Origin of the sequence: Phyllobacterium sophorae, assembly GCF_003010965.1 — a bacterium.
Taxonomy (GTDB): Bacteria; Pseudomonadota; Alphaproteobacteria; order Rhizobiales; family Rhizobiaceae; genus Phyllobacterium; species Phyllobacterium sophorae.
In genome coordinates this window covers 154,871-173,616 of the sequence record NZ_PGGM01000003.1, presented here as the reverse complement: position 1 = coordinate 173,616, position 18,746 = coordinate 154,871, and the positions used below count along the sequence as shown (strand labels likewise).

The following is an 18,746-nucleotide window of genomic DNA, read 5'->3' as shown; positions in this document are numbered from 1 at the left end:
TGCAGGAAAAGGCGCCGCCTCCTGGCGTGCAATTTTCTTCGAACTATTCCAACTATTTATTCGCATCGTGATACAGCCTGTCGATCGCACTGTCTTCGCGATCGCTGCGGGACAATCGCCTGCGAAACATCATGCCGAATGCAATTGCTGCACCAAGGACGGCCGGCACGCCAACGAGGGCCAGAACCCAGAGATATTCGCTCATTGTCGTTGCCTCCTATTTTGGAGATAACCGATTATTGGAAACATTGTTCCAATCTGCCAACACCCGGTCACCATGCGCCGGAGAGTAGGATTGTGCCTGAAACATCAGCCCTGCATGCACACACCGAGCATTGCCACAAGTTGTCCCTGTCGATGCGTTCCGGTTTTATGGAATATCGATTTGACACGGTCGCGCGCTGTTTCAACCTTGATGCCGAGCATATCGGCCGCTTCAGCAAGCGAGTGCCCATCGGCTAACCGTTCGCAAAACGCTATTTCGGCGCGAGTAAGCCGGTACTGTAGGGCAAATGCCGACAAGTCGCCAGGATCGCGGACGCGCGCATCCAAATCCCGGATAGAGACGAGGACCATCGGCCTTATCGGGAAAAGGGACAGGATGCCGCCTGCAGCCCCTGACATGGTGGGAAGCGGCGCAAGCGAAACTTGCCAGTTACGGTGATCCGTGCACAGGGGAATTCGGGACAATGTCGCCGGCAACCCTTTGGAGAGCGCGGAAATCTCATTGCGGAACAGCTTGTCGGCGCGGGTATCGGCGAGGGAAACGCCGCCGTGCCGCAGCACCGTCACTGAACCTTCTGAAAACAGGTCAACAGCCCGCTGGTTCGCTTCACGCAGCTGCCCGTCGCCATCAATGACAAAAGCCGCGCAGCAGGCACGTTCTACCAAGGCCGCTCCGGCCATAGCGTCCTCGGTTCGTTTCCGAAGCAGGTGACCAAGATCAACCGCCCTTCGCAGGTGTCCTCGTATGCGGGCGAAGACTTCGGCCGCGGCGCGATCATATGTGCCAGCTTTGGACAGGGGATAGTGCATGGGAAGATGAATGACTTCTCGCAGCGATCCTTCGACTTTGATACCGACCGCTGCCTCAATGTTTTGCGGACGAAGCCAGTCATTGTAGAATTCGGTATCGGCGAACAGACGTGCAGGACAGTCTCTTTCGGCGATCAGTACGGTTCCGCTTTCGACCGTCTGCCACAAGGAGATCCAAGGATTCAATGGAGCGTAGTGTTCCGCATAAGATTTCAGGAATTCTGGGTCTATATTGTGCACTGCCTGAAAATTCAGTTTGTTCTCGGCAACATTGTGATTGAGGAGGGAGCATAGTGATCCGGGAAATGCCTCCCCCAGCACGCGCGGAACCTCATCCCACGCAGCGCTCCCTAACGCCGCCGCGTCGATTGCCTCAGCAACGGCGCTGCCAATAGTAGCAACGCGTTTCTCATCGAAGACGGGGGCAGGCCATCTTCCAACCCTGTCCGTCAGGCGGTCCTGTCCCATCGGCACGCCTTCCCTCCAGCCGCCATACGCAAACCAATGCGGAGCCGTAACAATACCCAACGTTGTTTCACGACAAAATAGACCAAAAGGGACAAATCCCTCAGGCCACCTAGTCAAATATACGTAAGTTGCACAACTGAGATAGCCGCGTCACCTGCCGAGGCAACAACCAAACACTAAAGTTGGGCACACAAACCGGCAGGACCGCTGCCACTGCGATGCATCCTAAAAGATGACCGGCAATGCCACCCAAATGGGTGTTTCGAAAACCGCCATTTCACCGGATAATGACAGCGGTCTGAGTATTGGGGGTGACGATGCGCGCGATCAAATCCAAAATCTGTCTGCAACCGTCCGACAGGACCGCGCCTGCCGGAAGCCTGTTTTGGCTCATCCTGCTCGTCATCGTGCTGATTGCGGGGCCGGTTTCTGCAATGCAAGCGGAATTCAAGCAGACCACATGCTGGTTCACCGTCCCCAAGGATCGCGATATGCGCTGCGGGCATCTGGTGGTGCCGGAAAACCGTACCAAAGCAAACAGCGCCGTTATCAAGTTGGCGGTTGTTGTTTTCGAGCCGGATCGCGAGCGGCATGAGCCTGTTGTCTATCTAAGCGGGGGACCGGGTCAAGCCGCGCGGATCGAGAGCAAGGATGACATCGAAGAATGGTGGAGCTTCATCGACAATGGCGCATGGTTACGCGGGCGCCGCTTGGTCGTATTGGACCAGCGGGGCGCCGGCCTGTCGGAACCGTCACTGAGCTGTTCGAAACACTACAGTCCTGCGGTCTGGAATGGAATTATATCACACCCTGACGACCCCCTCGATTTTGAGCTGGCGCAAAAACGCGAAGTAGAGGCATGCCGCGATGATTTGATCGGCAAGGGGATTGATCTGGCCGCCTACAATACCAGCGAGAACGCTGCCGACATTCACGACTTGCGTGTGGCGCTCAAAATAGAAAAATGGGTGCTGTTCGGCATTTCGTACGGAACCAAGGTTGCTTTGCACGTCCTTAAACATCATCCCCAGGAGATCATTGCCGCAGTGCTCGATTCAACGCTGCCGCTCGACGTTAACTACGTCGATCATGATGCCGCGAATTTGGACAGGGTCCTAAATAAACTTGATAAGGATTGTGCGGCGCACCGCGACTGCCGCGGTGGCATTGGAAATATGAAGGCATTGATCAACGAGATTGTGCAACAATTGGATGCCGAACCAATGTTGCTGCGGCTCAAAAGAGAGGACCGCTCAACTGCCTTCACACGGGTGTCGGGAGCCGACTTTCTGGAATTGATATTCAATCAATTCTATGACCGGGGCGCGATTGAAATGTTACCGCAGTTGATCCGGCAGACTGCGGATCAGGATTATGGGCCGCTTGCCCAGATGCTCAGCTTTTACGACATGAAGGAAGACAGTCGTGCGTTCGCCGATGGTATGCATTTGTCGGTCGTATGCGGTGACCGCATGCCTCCTGCAGCGAGGCCGGAAAAATTTGCGCTGTTGGATAGCTGGGCGCGCGATAATTTCTACAATTGGGCTTGTCCGCTTTGGCCCTTTGTAAAATCAGTCGAACCAAATGGACCGCGCCAGAAAAATGAGGTTCCAGTCCTGCTGCTAGCAGGAGAATATGATCCTGCTACGCCCTCGACCTGGGCGGAGGACCTGGCAAAAAACATGGGGCGCAGTCAGTTTGTATTGTTTCGCGGCGTTGGCCATGATGTGATTGATGCCACGAAATGCGGTGGAGACGTGGTCGCCGACTTTCTGACAAATCCGCAAGACCGGATCAAAACATCCTGTGTGCGGGAGATGTCGGCTCCTCAATTTTCAATACCCGAGGGTGACAATACCGATGCACTCATGACTGTATCGGTGCTGCCATCAATGTTGCACAGATAAATTGGGTTGGACTCAAGCTTTTGGAGGGGCTCATGAGAAAATGTCTGGTCTTGATGGTGGCGCTTTGCACTGCCTTATTCAGCGTTGGCGCGCAGGCCGCCTCCGAGAAACAACGGTCTGTTGTCGCGTGCACGACAGCACTTGCGAAAAAGAACCTGAAACCCGTCTCCGCACCGACAGCGACCTTCAATCCAAGAGGCAATCGGGTGACGGTCGAGGGGAAGGCGACGGGTGGTGCGAGCTATGTCTGCCAGACCCATAATAACATGGTCATCAGCATTGCAATTAAATGAACGCGTACCGGCCCAAGACGGATGCGCGATTGTTTGTCCGGCAAAGGTCAAGCGTGCAAGCCCCACGCTCCATTATTCCCCATGCGCTTTTCCAGTCGCTGCCAAAACAAAAGCCCTGGCATCTGAGCTCAGTTCCTGGCGCGAGCTTGGCCGCGTATAGAACATATGACCACCACGATAAAGCTTGAGCCCAACCCGGCCTGCGGCAAGCGATGACGGCAGATGATCAATGACATATTTGCTGATCCCATAGGGCGTTATCGCATCACTATAGCCCTGCGCTACCAGCACGCGGAAAGACGGTATAAGCGAAAGCAGGTCGCGAATATTGCCGGTCGCGCTCACTTGGGCCCGCGTGCCGCCATTGGGGCCACGGCGGCCCCATTCCCAACGTTCGTTCACATCGCTGGCAAGCAGCGTGTAGGTCATTTCCGTGCGGAAACCCAGTTCATTGCGGGCGTAGCTGGCCAGGGCCGCGCCGTAGGCGCGTGTGAAACCGTCAAGGACCGGATCGCTGCTTCGGTCCGCATCGGACTCAGGATAAGGGTCTGCAACGGCAAAGGATGCGTCATAGGGACTGACCACTTCAAATTCGTTGCCCTTCGAGTGTTTGACGTAAGCGTCTGTGAGAAAGCCGCGCGTGCGGCTCACGACCGCTTCGGGTATGCCGGTCAATTGCGAAACCCGCGCATAAAAGTCTATTGCGGTTTTTCCTGAGGGCTCGGGTCCTGCAAGCGTCACAAGATAGTCGGACATGGCAAATGCTTCCGCCTCTTCCATCGCCTTTGTGCTGAAGGTGTTTCGGCGTTCCATTTCTGCGGCTGCAAGTGAGGGAAGTTGAAGGGCTGCGCCCAGCGGATATTGGCTCGCCCCAAACAAGAGCTGCCCCTCGATCAATGGCGACAGCATGATAATTCCAGAGACAAGAATACCTTGGCCATCTTTCAGTGCGGAAGCAACTTTAGCCGCGCGAAATCCTCCATAACTCTCACCAAGCAGGTATTTCGGCGAAGCCATGCGGTCATTGTGATTGACGTAGAGTGCGATCGCCTTGGCGATGCTCTCCGCATCCTGTCCCACGCCATAGAAATTCGAAGCGACGCTGTCGTTTGCTGCACGACTCCAGCCCGTGCCGACGGGATCAATCAGCACAAGATCGGTGAATTCCAGCCAGCTATCGGGGTTATCCACGAGGGTGGGGCTGGTACCATCGTGTCCGCCCGGACCGAAATCGAGAATGCGTGGCCCAACCAGCCCAAGGTGAAGATAGGCTGAAGCGGCCCCCGGTCCGCCGTTGAAGGCAAAGGTGAGGGGACGCCCCGGTTGTCTGTTGCGCGCCACATAGGCCGTATAGAAAATCTTGGCAGATGGCGCGCCATCTTGCCCGAAGAGATCGAGCGTGCCAGCCGTTGCCCTATAGGCAAGATCCTGTGTTTTGATCTTTAGGATGTGGTCAGTAACCGAATCGGCCGGCAGGAGACTTAATATACCTGTCGAAGCGACGCCGTTCGTCGTTTGCGGTTCTGCTTTCCCGGAAGACGGCTGAGATTGCGAGATCATCGCATTGTGCGCGTTCGCGCCACTATATTGCCGCGTATCGTTCTGCGAAAGGGCTGGCGAAGCCGCAAGCCCAAAAGCGACTGCAAGACATGCAAGGGTGCGATGGAAAGACAATCTCAACTCTCCCGTAAGGAAATCACCAGAGTGTATGGCTTTTTGCTTGGAGGAGGGAACTCAATACAACTTGATCCGCTTTCCCGCACTGTTGTAGAGGCGCGCGTTGAAATGTGTTCTCAGCCGCCCGCCCGCTACTGGTTGAATTGCTCGGTCACGCGCTCGAGCCGTCAGGAAAATTCATTGAGCCAAGAGCGTTCCTGGTCTATCGACATTGCGTAGAGACGGGAGACTCCATGACAACGCAACAATATCTGGCCTTTGCCGTCATCGGCTTGATGATGATTGCTTTCGTCTGGGGACGTGTTCGCTATGATATCGTGGCGATGTGCTCGCTCCTTGCAGCTCTCGCCGTCGGGATCGTGCCCCTTGAGGCGGCGTTCAGCGGTTTTAGCGATGAAATCGTCATTATCGTGGGCAGTGCACTTGTTGTGAGTGCCGGTGTGGCGCGCTCCGGCCTGATGGAAGCGGCTGTACAGCGTTTTGTGCCGGACCTGTCCTCCGTCAGGGCCCAGCTTGCCGTACTCGTGATCATTGTGACTGTCCTGTCGGCTTTCGTAAAAAATATTGGGGCATTGGCAATCATGATTCCAATCGCCTTTCAGTTTGCCCGACGGTCCAATGTATCGGCGTCCGTGTTTCTGATGCCCATGGCATTCGGCGCACTGATCGGCGGTCTGATGACCCAAATCGGCACCTCGCCAAACATTGTGGTTTCGCGCGTACGTGCGGAAATGGTTGGACAAAGTTTTTCCATGTTTGATTTCACGCCCGTTGGCGCGACACTGGCTGCTGCCGGGATCATTTATCTGGTGTTGTGCTACCGGCTTGTACCGGAAAGGACGCGCGAAACCGTTTCTGTCGCCGAAGCGATCGAAATTCGCAATTATGTGTCCGAGGCAGCCGTGGCGAAGGACTCTGCAGCGGTCGGCAAGACGGTGATGGATCTGGTGAAGCCGGCCGAGGGTGGCGCGAAGGTAACATCTATTGTTCGGGCCAATCACCGCGTTACACCGCTTCCCGATTCTGTGCTGCTGAAGGTGACGTGTTGGTGCTTGAAGGTAACCCGCATGCGCTGGACGCCATCGTCATGGTGGGGCGGCTGAAGTTGTCGCGTAACCGGTTCCCATCCGATAAGGAGCAATCGGCCGAAATCGAGGCCATCGAGGCGGTCATCGGTGAACACTCGCCGCTTATCGATATTTCAGCGCAGCGACTTGCCATGTTCGATCAGTATAACGTCAACTTGCTGGCAGTCAGCCGTCATGGTGAACGGATCGAGCAGCGTCGGGGCGAAATCACCTTCCGGTTTGGCGACGTTATTGTGCTTCAGGGGCAAAGCAGTGTGCTGCCTTCGCTACTACGCGAATTCGGATGTCTGCCGCTGGCAAAACGGACGATCATGCTGGGAAGTGTCCGGCGCGGGCTCATACCGCTTTTCATCCTGCTGTGTGCGATAGGAGCAACGGCAATCGGTCTGCTTCCGGTCTCGATTGCATTCTTCGCCGGCGCCGTCGCAATGGTCCTGTTTCGTGCTATTCCACTGTCTGAGGTGTATGGGGCCATTGACGGCCCGATACTGATTATGCTCGCCGCCCTCATACCTGTTAGTGACGCCTTGCGGACATCGGGCGGCACCGACCTGATCGCCTACTGGCTCACACAGGTTGCCCATCAGTTGCCGCCCTTCGGCGCACTGACCCTCATACTGGTGGCCGCAATGGCCGTTACACCCTTTTTGAACAATGCTGCAACGGTCCTGGTGATGGCGCCCATTGCTACGAGTTTCGCCAGCACCCTCGGCTTTAAGCCGGAAGCCTTCTTGATGGCCGTGGCGATCGGCGCGGGCTGCGATTTCCTGACACCGATCGGCCACCAATGCAACACGCTGGTCATGGGCACCGGCGGCTATAGGTTCAGTGACTACCCGCGCCTTGGTTTGCCGCTATCATTGATTATCGTGCTGACGGCGGTGCCAGCATTGATGGTGTTCTGGCCGCTCACGTAACACAGTTTGCCGCTTTGCTGCCCTTTGAGCACAGTCCTCAAAATCTGTGATTGTGTGCCTGAATCGGCAGCCTACTGGGGCGGGCGTTGTATCGTGCTTCACAGCCGGCGACATGCCAAAGCGCCAGAACCCGTGTTCGTTTCGGTTCATTCGGACTTTTCCTGATACCGAACATCAACTGCGCCTGTCAATTCACCGAAGATATGAAAAATACCATATAAATAATTGACATTAAACATAAGTTTGCCGCGCCAGAGAAATCAACGCGCGTTTGAAATACGGCCCTTTCCACGTCGAAGGGCAGCGGGAGCACGATCCCAAACGTAGCGGCTGGCTTGCGGCAAGTCGCAATTTCTGACAGCCGTGACTTGCCTTCATAATACACTTGAAACATTAAAATTACATTTGTATGCTGCAATTCGATTTACCGCATTTGGAAACCCAAAATGAGCCGCGCCCTCTTTATCCGTGGAGCCAACGACGCCTATGTCGCCCCCTTCAACCTTCGTGAGGGTCAACCTGGCGAGATACTTATCGATGTCGCTTGCGTGGGGCTGTGTGGTTCCGATCTCCACTATTACAAGGATGGAGGGATTGGCTCTGCCGTGGTCAAAGAACCGTTTGTTCCAGGACACGAATTTGGCGGCTATCTCTGCGAAGATTTTGATGATCTCGGGCTGGCCAAAGGATCGCTTGTGGCAGTGGACCCGAACCGGGCTTGTGGGCATTGCGAGTATTGCGAAAAAGGCTATGCCAATCTTTGCCCCAATGTAGAATTTATCGGAGCTCCGCCTTTCAACGGGGCGATGACGGAACGGATCTGGGTTCCGTCATCGCAGATTGTGCCACTGCCCGACAATTTCACCCCGCTCGAAGCGGTCATGCTTGAGCCTCTGGGTGTTGCAATTCATGCTGTCGATCTTGCCAAGCCCAAGCTCCTGGAGCGGGTGGCACTTGTCGGGTGCGGTCCCATTGGCCTCCTTATACTTCAGGTTCTCAAAGCCGCCGGCGCCGGCGAGATTCTCGCCGTTGATCCACTGCAGCACCGCCGTGACATGGCCGGGCAACTTGGCGCCGCCCGCACGGGCACTTCAGTTGACGATATTCGTGAATGGACGGATCGTGCGGGCGCGCCACTCGTCATCGAGGCCACCAATTCACCACTGGGTTTCCGTGACGCGGTCGTTGCTGCAAAGATTGGCGGGCGTATCGTGCTTGTTGGCATACCTGACGGCGATACCTACACCTTGCCTGCTGCCGAAGCGCGTCGGCGCGGGCTCAAGATCAAATTCGCGCGGCGGATGGGAGAGGTCTATCCGCGCGCAATCGAACTCGTCGCTGGAGGAAAGGTCGATGTCACTTCACTTGTGACACATCAAGTCGGTCTGGACGAGGCTCCCGATACATTTCGCAACCACGCGGACAATGTGCCGGGATACATCAAGAGTCTGATCTACCCGAAAGGCTTTTCAAAACTGGGAGGATGACGTGAGAAAGCTTTTATATGCATCACTAAGCGCAGTGGCGCTTTTGGCCGGCGTCGTATCGTTGCCGTCCGTATCGCTCGCTGCAGATTGGCTCGAGACTGCGGCGCAACCCTTCAAGGGCAAAGAAATCAACGTGATTTTCCTGGATCGGCCAGGCTATCGCGCCGTTATCAAGCTCCTGCCGGAGTTCGAGAAGAAGACGGGAATCAAGGTCAACTACGAAATTGTGCCCTATGAGAACACGCGTGAAAAACAGGTGCTCAACTTCACCTCCAACGGCGATCTGACAATTGCTCTGGTCGACCTTGTCTGGATTGGTGAATTTGCCGAAAACAACTGGATCGCGCCCATTGATGAGTTTACTGCAGACAAGTCCATCACCGATCCAAATCTGAAGCTTGAGGGTTTCTTTCCGCTGTTGCTTGATGCGTTCGGCTCTTGGGGCGGCAAGACCTACGGACTTCCCTTCGACAATTATTCGGGCCTTTTGTTCTATAATTCCTGCCAGTTGAAAGAGGCGGGCTTCGAAAAACCGCCCGCGACCTGGGACGAGTTGATGAAGGACTACGCTCCGAAGCTGACGGACGCGGCCAAGAATCGCTATGCATTCGCCCTGCAGTCGCTGCGTGGTGAAACGCAGTCCGCCGACAGCTTCATGCGGGTCTTGTGGCCATTTGGCGGATCACTTCTGACCAAGGAATTCAAGTCCAATCTGCTCAGTGCGGAAAGCCAAAAGGGTCTGACATTTCGTCAGGACCTGATGAAATATATGCCTCCCGGCATTGTCAGCTTCGATCACGCGGAAGCGGTCAACGCACTTGCCCAAGGACAAGTGTCCATGATCACCGAATGGTCTGCCTTTTACGGCACCTTGACCGATCCGGCGACGTCCAAGCTTGGTGATTGTCTGGGCGTAGCTCCAGAACCAGCTGGCCCTGCCGGAAGACTGCCCGCCCTTGGCGGCTTCTCTCTTGCCGTCGCCCAACAGGCTCCCGATGATCTGAAGAAAGCATCCTGGCTCTTTATTCAGTGGGCAACATCAGAGGAAATCGCCCGGCCCTATGTTGAAGCCGGCGGTGTTTCGGGGCGAACCTCCATCTATGAGCAGGCGGACATCAAGGCGAAGTATAAGTTCGTCGAGCCTATGGTCGCTTCCTGGCAAAAAGGTGTGCCTGAATTCCGGCCCCGATTCCCGGCTTGGCCAGCAATATCCGAGGTGGTCGCCGAATGGGGCTCCAAGATGATGCTGGGTGAGGTTACCACCGAAGCCGGCGCCAAAGAGATTGGCACCCGTATGGAGAGCATCCTTGGCAAGGAAGGCTACTATGACGGTAAGAAGGAACTGCTGCAGTAAGTCAGAGTTGCTGTGTTGAAGGAGGGCGGATGGAAGAAATTTCTTCCGCTCCCCTTGCTCAAAGCTTCAGGAGGCAGCGTTGCCCAGCTTATACAATCAGGCTCTCCAGGAACTGTCGGCTGTCTTTGATCGTATCGACGAAAGGGCAGTCGATGCCGCCGTTGAAGTAATGGGCGATGCCGCACGCATCGCGCTTTATGGCGTTGGCCGCGAGGGGTTGCAGATCAAGGGCCTCGCCATGCGGCTTTTCCATCTGGGGCTCAAGGCGTCAGTGGTCGGCGATATGACAACGCCGCCTGTCGGCAAGGGGGACTTGCTGATCGTCTCCGCCGGTCCCGGCAGCTTCTCAACTGTTCTCGGATTAATGGGGGAGGCCAAGGCAGCCGGCGCAAAAACAATGGTAGTCACAGCGCAGCCAAACGGCGAAGCTGCCGGGCGGGCAGACTACGTATTGACCATTCCAGCGCAGACGATGGCCGATGATCGGGGCGCACGCACCTCGGTTCTGCCGATGGGCTCGCTATTTGAAGGCGCGCAGTATGTCCTCTTTGAGGTGATCGTTCTAAAACTCAAGGAACGGCTCGCCATATCGCCCGAGACAATGCGCGCCAATCATACCAATCTGGAATGAACGTCGGGGCGCTTTGTACCAGATGAGGAAGGAAGGAAACTTCGTGGGGCAGACACGGACCAAACTCAATCCGGGCTACGGACGTTGGACGCCATTTTGGTTTCTTGCACCGGCCGTCTTTGCCTTGCTGGTCATCGGCATCTATCCGACGATTTCCGCGTTGGTAACCTCGTTCAGGCGATACAATATCACCCGTCCGCGCGACGGATTTCCCTTCGTCGGGTTCGACAACTATATCAGCGTGCTGTCTGATCAGACCTTCTGGCAATCCTTGGGGCTGACAACGCAGTTCTTTTTGACGGTGCTGCCTTTTGAACTCCTGTTTGGCATTTGCATTGCACTGCTCTTGCATCAGCCAGGTCAAGGTCTGTTGCGTGCCTTGGCGCGCGTGTCGCTGGTCGTTCCACTCGCCACGACCTATGCGGTCGTCGGTCTGATCGGGCGATTGGTTTTTAACCGTGATTTTGGCGTTGCCAACCAGTTTCTTGATTGGGTCGGAATTGGCGGACTTGACTGGCTTGGCTCGACGACGGGGGCTTTCATTGCAACTGCGGTGATGGACATCTGGCAATGGACGCCGTTTTGCGCCCTTATCTTTCTCGCCGGTTTGTCCATGGTACCGGTTGAGATCGAGGAAGCGGCCAGGCTGGAGACAACCTCCAAACTGGCACAACTGCGGTACGTGCAGTTGCCCTATCTGTTGCCCGGGCTGACGGCAATGTTGATCCTGCGTTCGGCCGATATCCTCAAGCTCTTTGATATGGTCTTCGTCATGACGCGGGGCGGGCCGGGTGCTGCCACCGACCTCGTCTCCGTTTACATTCAACGTGTGGGATTTCGTATCTTCGATATGGGCACCGCCTCGGCTCAGGCCATTCTGCTTTTGATCGTCACAATCATCCTAAGCCGGCTCTACATCAAGCTTATCTACAAGGAGATCGAATGATGCTTCGCCGCCTGCTCCATGGCCTGGGCCTTGTGGTCGTCCTTTGCTTTACGCTGTTTCCATTTTACTGGATGGTTTCCTCCAGCTTCAAGGATCAAACCGATCTGTTGGCCTCGCCGCCGGTCTGGCTATTTACGCCCACGCTCGCCAACTATGCTGATATTTTCGCCGATGAGAAAGTGTTCGGTGCCATCGTCAACTCGTTGATTATCGCGACGCTGACAACGGCGCTTTCAGTGCTTCTGGGCGCGCCGGCCGCCTATGCTTTGGCCCGGTTCGATTTCCGCGGTAAATCAGACCTTTGGTTCTGGTTCATTTCCAATCGCATGATCAGCCCGATCGTATTGGCGCTTCCGGTCTATCTGCTCGCATTGCAAATGAATCTTCTCGATACCCATCTTGTGCTTGTTCTGATTTATCTGACGTTCAATCTGCCGATCGTGGTGTGGATTTGTACCGATCAATTCCGTTCCATCCCAATCGAACTGGAGCAGGCCGCACGCCTTGACGGCGCCAATCAGTTTACGATCTTCCGCAAGATCTATATTCCGCTCGGATTGCCCGGCATCGCCGTCTCGGCGATCTTCAGCTTCATCTTTTCATGGAATGAACTGCTCTATGCCCTCGTTCTAACACGTAGAAGTGTCCAGACAGCGCCCGTGATCGCAACGAGCTTCATGTCTGGCTATGAGTTGCCCTGGGGCAAGATCATGGCGACGGGCACGGTCATCGTGTTGCCTGTAACGGTATTTGCCTTGCTCGTCTCCAAACACATGGTTCGGGGTCTCACGATGGGCGCAACCAAATGACTGGATCGCAACCGCCTTCCATGCAACTTGGGATCAATCTTTCCTTTTGCGTCAAGCGATGGGTAACGCCGGAGCTCTGGGCACCGATTGTCCGCGAGCAGCTAGACCTTGATCTTGTGCAATTGTCGTTCGACCTCGTCGATCCCATGTGGCCAGACGACGTTCTTCACGATTGTGCAAGAGACATCCGCGCTGCGGCTGATCAATATTCGATCGCGATCCACAGCGCTTTCATCGGTCTGGCTCATTATACGTTCAACCAGCTGCTCCACCCCAATGCGCGTGTTCGCGACGTGGCGGAAGAATGGATGACACGGGCTTATCGTTTTGCTGGTCTGGCGGGGATTAACCGCGTCGGCGGTCCGCTCGGCGCAATTGCGTCACGAACGGATGGCGTCGAGATGGATAGCATTCCTGCGTCTGACTACGATGATCTGATTGCCCGATTGAACCGGCTCTCGGTAGCAGCACAACGATCTGGAATCGTTGAACTTTACATCGAACCAACGCCGATGCGGCGCGAATGGCCATGGACAATTTCCCAGGCGCAGCGCATGGCGGCGGACCTGGCCGGTACACCGGTTCCTTGGAAATTCTGCCTTGACTGGGGACACGCGACATTCGAGCCGCTTTACGGACGGTACCGGGCGAGGATGGCGCAATGGCTTCAAGACTTGGCGCCGCATGTCGGCATGGTGCATATGCAACAAACTGACTTTCAATATGATCGCCACTGGGACTTTACCGAAACAGGCGCCGTCAACCCGGCTGAGGCTGCTCGATTGCAACGCGAAGCCGGCCTTGCGAACCAGCCGGTTTTCCTTGAAGTGTTCTATCCATTCGAGCGGGATGATGCATCGATTCTCAAAGCACTCGCGCATACGATATCTGTCCTCAAACCGGCCTTTGCCTGAGAACTCCCTTGAACGAAACCACTGCCGACGAAGCACTTTCATATTCTCAAGCCGATACCGAGCAAATCCGGGCGCGTGTGGCGTGGTATTATTATGTTGGCGGCCTGACCCAGCAGGAAATTGCCGACAAGCTGTCGATAACGCGTTTGCGTGTGAACAAGATTGTCGTGCAGGCGCGAAACGATGGTCTGGTCAGTGTCGACATCAGAATGCCGCTCACGCATTGCGTGGTTCTGGAGGAGAAATTGAAGGAACGCTTCGGGCTTGTCGATTGTTCGGTCGTGCCTTCGGTTCCGCATATGGGCGATTTGCACAGGGTCTTGGGCCGCGCCACCGCCGCGATGCTGGATCCTCTCCTCGTCGATGGCAAGGGATTTGGCATTGGCTGGGGCCAGACGCTTTCGGCAGCGCGAAGGCACCTGACGCCGCGGCGCCTCGGCAATGCCTGGGTCGCGGCGCTCATGGGTGGGTTGACACGCGGCTCGGGGACAAACACCTTTGAAGTATCGACGGAATTTGCGCGAATTCTGGGTGCTGAATGCTATTATGTTGCCGCTCCCATCTACTGTCCCTCCAGCGAAAGCAGGACGACCTTGCTTACCCATTATGGTCTGGCCGAGGTGATGGAACGTGGCCGCAACACGTCCGTCGCCTTGATCGCGTGCGGCGACCTTTCCGATCAATCGCTGCTTGCCAAGACGCAGATCGTTACGGAGAATTTGCCAACGCTGAAAGCCGCCGGTGCAGTTGGGGATATCCTTGGCGTGTTCCTTGATGAAAACGGTAGTCCGGTCGATCACCCGCTCAACCAGCGGGTCATGGCCATGAGTCCATCAGACTTGAAACGCATTCCATCGTCTATCCTGGCGTCGGGCGCCATGTACAAGGCTCCCATTATCAGGGCTGTCTTGCGTGCTGGCTACGTCAATCGTCTGGTCACGGATGAAGATGTTGCAGAAGCGATCCTGAGGACGCCATGAAACCGGCAGCATCAAGCAAGACACAGGTGCACACGCGATGAACCATCTCCTGGCAATCGATGTCGGAACACTGTCAGCCCGAGCAGGGGTCTTCGATGGTGAAGGAACCCTGCATGCAACCGCGGCTGCTTCGTTCGAGTTGATCAAGCCGGCCGAGCACCATGCGATCTACCGTATGGAAGATATCTGGACCGCCGTTTGCAGGGCAGTTGCACAATGCATTGCCCAGACCCCGGGCGGCGCGAAGACGATCGCGGGACTAGCGTTCGATGCGACGTCATCGGTCTATATCGATGCACAAGGAGAGCCACCCCTTGATGGTGGCGGTGATGTAATCTGCTGGATGGATCATCGCGGCGAAGCGCAAGCGGCGGAAGTCGATGCGACGGGACACCGTTTTCTCAGCCACGTCGGCGGATCGCTTTCCCCGGAAACGAACCTGCCGAAGCTTTTGTGGCTCAAGCGAAATCGCCCCGAGGCCTGGGCACGCGTGCGAGGCGTGCGCGACCTTTGTGACGAGCTTGCCCGGCGTGCAACCTCCGTCGGGCGTCATTCGGTTTGCGGTCTGGCCTGCAAATGGCCCTACCTTCCCAATGATACGGAGCCCTGGTGCCAGGATTTGCTCGATGATCTTGGTATCGGCGATCTGACAACCCTCGACCATCTGAGCGACAGGCCCGGCAAGGTCGGCGAGGTTCACGCAACGGTGTCCAAGAAAGCGGCCGCAGAACTTGGCATCTTGGCCGGTGTACCGGTTGCTATTGGCTTGATCGACGCGGAGGCAGGGGCACTCGGCGTTCTGGGACGCAACTACCTTGCCCGAATGAACAATCTGTTGCCCATGATCGGTGGTACATCAACCTGTTACATGCCGTTTGCACGCGATGAACGGTTCGTTCCGGGGGTGTGGGGCCCGTTCAAGGATGCCGTATTTCCTGGCTACTGGATGCATGAGGCTGGTCAAAGCCTTTCCGGTACAGCTCTTGACGCGGTGCTCGCGCATCATCCGGCAAGCCCCGGCCAGCCGAGCAGCGAGTTGCACCGGCAAACCGCCAACCGGATTTTGAAACTGCTGGACGAAGAGGGATCGGGTTTCGCCGCAACGCGCCATATTGTTCCAGATTGGCTTGGCAATCGGGCGCCACTTGGCGATGGCCGGGTTCGCGCACTGGCCACGGGTCTTGGCACGGAAACAGGCGAGCGGTCGTTTCTTGAAAGCTATTACGCCACGGCGCGAGCCCTTGCCTTGCAGACACGGCACATTATCGATCATCTCAATGCCCGCGGCCGCTATGCCATCGATAGCGTGGCGCTGGCAGGCGGCCATCTGCATAATCCCCTCCTGGTGAGACTTTACCGCGATGCAATCGGCGCGAAACTCATTGTCAGTGACGCCAAAGAACCGGTCTTGCTAGGAACAGCCATGGTGGCTTCGCGCGCAGCGGGGCTTTATCCCGATCTGTTCACGGCTCTTGAAGCCATGGCACCTCGGCAAACGACATTGGAACCCGATCCCGATTGGCAATTGGCTCATGACGCTGCCTATCGCATCTACTTGAAGCTGTTCAACGTCAGGAACGAGGTGGAGGTCGCCGGCCGGGCGCTTGAAGCCCTTTTGCCCCATAAACGCAGCGGAGCCCTTTAGCATGCCATTTCTTCGTCTCGATAATGTCGTCAAGCGCTACGGCGAACATTCCGCGGTTCAAGGTGTCAGCTTCTCTGCAGAAAAGGGTGAGTTCGTCGTTTTCGTTGGCCCTTCGGGATGCGGGAAATCCACGCTTTTACGCATGATTGCAGGCCTGGAAGAAATCAGCGACGGCGATGTCCTTATTGACGAGAAAGTTGTTACCCATGTGGAACCCGCGCGCCGTGAAGTTGCCATGGTGTTCCAGTCCTACGCCCTTTATCCGCATATGAGTGTCTTTGAAAATCTCGCTTTTGGCCTGCGTATGGTGAAGACCAGCGAGGGTGAAATCAAGCGGCGGGTCGCGGAAGCCGCGCGGATCCTTCAAATCGAAGCGTTGCTGCAGCGCAAGCCCCGTCAGCTTTCCGGCGGACAACGCCAGCGTGTCGCGATTGGCCGGGCGATTGTTCGTAATCCAAAGCTCTTTTTGTTCGATGAGCCGCTTTCGAATCTCGACGCGGAACTGCGCACACAAATGCGCGTCGAGATCGCAAAGCTTCACCGCGCGCTTGGAGTTACGATGGTCTATGTCACCCATGACCAGATCGAGGCCATGACACTGGCGGATCGCATTGTTGTGCTGCGGGCGGGGCTGGTTGAACAGGTGGGCACACCGACCGAACTTTATGACCGACCGGCCAATGTGTTCGTTGCAGGTTTTATCGGCTCGCCCAGGATGAATTTCCTTCCAGCTTGCGTGACGGCCGCGACGGACGGGCAGTTGACCGTTTCAAGCCCGGCATTCACCGGCGGCACGCTGACGGTGGCCACCAAGGGAGCGCATCAGGTACGTATTGGCGAGGAGGTGAGCGTCGGGATGAGGCCCGAACATCTTGAACTGCGAACGGCCAGGCCCGTACTGACCCTTAAGGCCGATTTTGCCGAATATCTCGGCGGAGCGAGCCAGATCTATGCCCAGCCGGATGGTGGCGCACTGATGACCATCGTCGTTCCCGGACGTCCACCCATCAGCAAGAACGAGGATTTGCCAATCGGGATTGCTCCAGATCACATCTATCTGTTCGACAAGCAGGGCCTTGGAATTTGATGGCCAGCTATCTTGGCATCGATGTTGGAACCTCTTCGGTAAAGGCGGTCCTGCTCGATCAGGATCAAAATGTCATTGCCGAGGGTTCGTCCCCGATAGAGGTCGCACGGCCCCAACCCCTCTGGTCGGAACAGGATCCGCACGCGTGGTGGAAGGCCGCGCACCAAGCCATTTCGCAGGTGCGCACGATTGCCGCGCAAGATTTCCTGCAGCTGGAGGGCATTGGCTTGTCCGGCCAGCAGCACAGTGCGACCTTATTGGACCGGCATGGGACTGTCCTGCGCCCCGCGATCCTTTGGAATGATGGACGTTGCGGAAGGGAGTGTGCCGAGCTCGTTGCACGCATCCCGGATTTTCTGACGCGCGCATCGAATACGGCCATGCCAGGGTTCACCGCACCAAAGCTGCTCTGGGTGGCACGGCACGAGCCGGAAATCTTCGCCGCGACCGCCAAAGTCCTGTTACCAAAAGATTACCTTCGTTTCCGGCTGTCCGGTGCGTATGTGTCGGACATGTCGGATTCGGCCGGCACACTATGGCTCGATGTCGGCCGCCGGTCGTGGGATGAGGTGCTTTTAAACGCAAGTGGGATGAAACGCGCGCAAATGCCTGATCTTGTTGAAGGATCGGCGATCTCTTCGTACCTCTCCAGCGACGTGGCGGCTTCCTGGGGTCTGACAGATCGGAAAATCCCGATTGCTGGCGGCGGCGGGGACAATGCATCCTCGGCCGTCGGCATAGGTGCTGTTGATCCGGGCGATGGCTTTTTGTCGCTGGGAACGTCTGGCGTCCTGTTTGTTTCTACCGATCAGCTCGTTTCGCTGCCAGAGCGGACGCTGCATGGCTTTTGCCATGCGCTCCCGAACCGCTGGCATGGTATGGTGGTGACGCTTTCAGCCGCCTCGGCACTCAGTTGGCTTGGAAGTCTCACCGGCCACGAACACGATATCGGCGGTCTCATCGGCAAGGCAAATGCATTCGCGGCCGATCCTGGACGCCGCGAGAGCGCGCCGGTTTTCTTGCCCTATCTTACCGGGGAACGCACACCGCACAACGATCCTAACGCCACCGCCAAATTCGATGGCTTACGAGCCGAGCACGATGCCGGGGCGCTCGCCTACGGTGTACTTGAAGGCGTGGCTTTTGCCCTGGCAGATGGTCTCGATGTGCTCAAGGCAGCCAATGCAGCCCCGCGTTCGTGCATGTTGGTCGGTGGCGGATCCCGCAGCGCATACTGGAATGCTCTTTTGGCTGATGTCTTGGGACTGTCACTCGATTTGCCGCAAGGGGCGGAAATCGGTGCAGCGTTTGGAGCAGCCCGGCTGGCAATGGTGGCTGCCGGTGCGGGGTCAGTCAGGGCCATCTGCCGCAAGCCCGCGATTCGTGCCCGTTTCGAACCTGATCCGGCCAAAAGCTCAATTCTCGCTGAACGGCGCGATCGCTATCTTCGGCTGTATTCAGCTCCACCTGTTGCCTGACGGGCTGCGGCGCGAACGCGCCGCAAGGGC

General features: G+C 56.6%; 15 protein-coding genes and 1 pseudogene. 13 read left to right on the top strand and 3 right to left on the bottom strand.

The annotated features are described in order from the left end of the window. Positions 1-52: 52 nt before the first annotated feature. Together CU103_RS31335 and CU103_RS08620 are read right to left on the bottom strand one after the other, a co-directional pair. Positions 53-205 carry a hypothetical protein gene (locus CU103_RS31335; protein ID WP_170116998.1) on the bottom strand — a complete coding sequence of 51 codons (153 nt, stop codon included), beginning with the start codon at positions 203-205 and terminating at the stop codon, positions 53-55. Positions 206-309: 104 nt separating this feature from the next. Continuing rightward, positions 310-1,563, bottom strand: coding sequence for a helix-turn-helix transcriptional regulator (locus CU103_RS08620; RefSeq protein WP_210203731.1), 1,254 nt, complete (start codon positions 1,561-1,563; stop codon positions 310-312). Between the two features lie 257 nt (positions 1,564-1,820). On the opposite strand from CU103_RS08620, the gene CU103_RS08615 reads away from it, so the two are divergent. Together CU103_RS08615 and CU103_RS08610 are read left to right on the top strand one after the other, a co-directional pair. After that, the gene (locus CU103_RS08615) at positions 1,821-3,410 is read left to right on the top strand and encodes an alpha/beta fold hydrolase (protein ID WP_106663501.1); all 1,590 of its coding nucleotides are present in this window, start codon (positions 1,821-1,823) and stop codon (positions 3,408-3,410) included. A 32-nt stretch (positions 3,411-3,442) separates the two neighbouring features. After that, positions 3,443-3,703, top strand: a complete 261-nt coding sequence (locus CU103_RS08610; protein WP_146147763.1) for a hypothetical protein — start codon at positions 3,443-3,445, stop codon at positions 3,701-3,703. 72 nt (positions 3,704-3,775) lie between these two features. Here CU103_RS08610 and CU103_RS08605 read toward each other — a convergent pair whose 3' ends face one another. Continuing rightward, positions 3,776-5,263: a S10 family peptidase gene (locus tag CU103_RS08605; RefSeq protein WP_106663910.1), complete on the bottom strand. Its 1,488-nt coding sequence runs from the start codon at positions 5,261-5,263 to the stop codon at positions 3,776-3,778. A gap of 350 nt (positions 5,264-5,613) precedes the next feature. On the opposite strand from CU103_RS08605, the pseudogene CU103_RS08600 reads away from it, so the two are divergent. From CU103_RS08600 to xylB, 11 genes and pseudogenes are all read left to right on the top strand, one after another. Next, positions 5,614-7,385, top strand: a pseudogene (locus tag CU103_RS08600) (SLC13 family permease). Between the two features lie 446 nt (positions 7,386-7,831). Beyond that, the gene (locus CU103_RS08595; protein WP_106663499.1) at positions 7,832-8,872 is read left to right on the top strand and encodes a zinc-dependent alcohol dehydrogenase; all 1,041 of its coding nucleotides are present in this window, start codon (positions 7,832-7,834) and stop codon (positions 8,870-8,872) included. A gap of 1 nt (position 8,873) precedes the next feature. After that, a complete protein-coding gene (locus CU103_RS08590; RefSeq protein WP_106663498.1) occupies positions 8,874-10,226 on the top strand; it encodes an ABC transporter substrate-binding protein in 1,353 nt (450 codons plus the stop codon). A 79-nt stretch (positions 10,227-10,305) separates the two neighbouring features. Beyond that, positions 10,306-10,857 carry an SIS domain-containing protein gene (locus tag CU103_RS08585; RefSeq protein WP_245448675.1) on the top strand — a complete coding sequence of 184 codons (552 nt, stop codon included), beginning with the start codon at positions 10,306-10,308 and terminating at the stop codon, positions 10,855-10,857. A gap of 43 nt (positions 10,858-10,900) precedes the next feature. Continuing rightward, entirely contained in the window at positions 10,901-11,803 is a 903-nt protein-coding gene (locus CU103_RS08580) for a carbohydrate ABC transporter permease (RefSeq protein WP_245448674.1), read from the top strand. Beyond that, positions 11,800-12,612, top strand: coding sequence for a carbohydrate ABC transporter permease (locus CU103_RS08575; protein ID WP_106663496.1), 813 nt, complete (start codon positions 11,800-11,802; stop codon positions 12,610-12,612). The genes CU103_RS08580 and CU103_RS08575 overlap by 4 nt, the downstream gene beginning before the upstream one ends. After that, complete coding sequence (locus CU103_RS08570; RefSeq protein WP_106663495.1) at positions 12,609-13,526, top strand: sugar phosphate isomerase/epimerase family protein; 918 nt, start codon at positions 12,609-12,611, stop codon at positions 13,524-13,526. The genes CU103_RS08575 and CU103_RS08570 overlap by 4 nt, the downstream gene beginning before the upstream one ends. Before the next feature lie 8 nt (positions 13,527-13,534). Next, on the top strand, positions 13,535-14,506 hold the full coding sequence (locus CU103_RS08565; RefSeq protein WP_106663494.1) for a sugar-binding transcriptional regulator: 972 nt from the start codon (positions 13,535-13,537) through the stop codon (positions 14,504-14,506). A 37-nt stretch (positions 14,507-14,543) separates the two neighbouring features. Next, complete coding sequence (locus CU103_RS08560) at positions 14,544-16,151, top strand: FGGY-family carbohydrate kinase (protein WP_106663493.1); 1,608 nt, start codon at positions 14,544-14,546, stop codon at positions 16,149-16,151. Position 16,152: 1 nt separating this feature from the next. Then, on the top strand, positions 16,153-17,238 hold the full coding sequence (locus CU103_RS08555) for an ABC transporter ATP-binding protein (RefSeq protein ID WP_106663492.1): 1,086 nt from the start codon (positions 16,153-16,155) through the stop codon (positions 17,236-17,238). Then, positions 17,238-18,716, top strand: coding sequence for a xylulokinase (xylB, locus tag CU103_RS08550; protein ID WP_106663491.1), 1,479 nt, complete (start codon positions 17,238-17,240; stop codon positions 18,714-18,716). The genes CU103_RS08555 and xylB overlap by 1 nt, the downstream gene beginning before the upstream one ends. The last annotated feature ends 30 nt before the right edge of the window (positions 18,717-18,746 follow it).

What these genes read in the sequence shown, in the direction of transcription:
- CU103_RS08575 (WP_106663496.1), top strand. Translation starts at nt 11,800, where the DNA reads ATGATGCTTCGCCGCCTGCTCCATGGCCTGGGCCTTGTGGTCGTCCTT.
- CU103_RS08610 (WP_146147763.1), top strand. Translation starts at nt 3,443, where the DNA reads ATGAGAAAATGTCTGGTCTTGATGGTGGCGCTTTGCACTGCCTTATTC.
- xylB (WP_106663491.1), top strand. Translation starts at nt 17,238, where the DNA reads ATGGCCAGCTATCTTGGCATCGATGTTGGAACCTCTTCGGTAAAGGCG.
- CU103_RS08555 (WP_106663492.1), top strand. Translation starts at nt 16,153, where the DNA reads ATGCCATTTCTTCGTCTCGATAATGTCGTCAAGCGCTACGGCGAACAT.
- CU103_RS08570 (WP_106663495.1), top strand. Translation starts at nt 12,609, where the DNA reads ATGACTGGATCGCAACCGCCTTCCATGCAACTTGGGATCAATCTTTCC.
- CU103_RS08560 (WP_106663493.1), top strand. Translation starts at nt 14,544, where the DNA reads ATGAACCATCTCCTGGCAATCGATGTCGGAACACTGTCAGCCCGAGCA.
- CU103_RS31335 (WP_170116998.1), bottom strand. Translation starts at nt 205, where the DNA reads ATGAGCGAATATCTCTGGGTTCTGGCCCTCGTTGGCGTGCCGGCCGTC.
- CU103_RS08615 (WP_106663501.1), top strand. Translation starts at nt 1,821, where the DNA reads ATGCGCGCGATCAAATCCAAAATCTGTCTGCAACCGTCCGACAGGACC.
- CU103_RS08595 (WP_106663499.1), top strand. Translation starts at nt 7,832, where the DNA reads ATGAGCCGCGCCCTCTTTATCCGTGGAGCCAACGACGCCTATGTCGCC.
- CU103_RS08605 (WP_106663910.1), bottom strand. Translation starts at nt 5,263, where the DNA reads ATGATCTCGCAATCTCAGCCGTCTTCCGGGAAAGCAGAACCGCAAACG.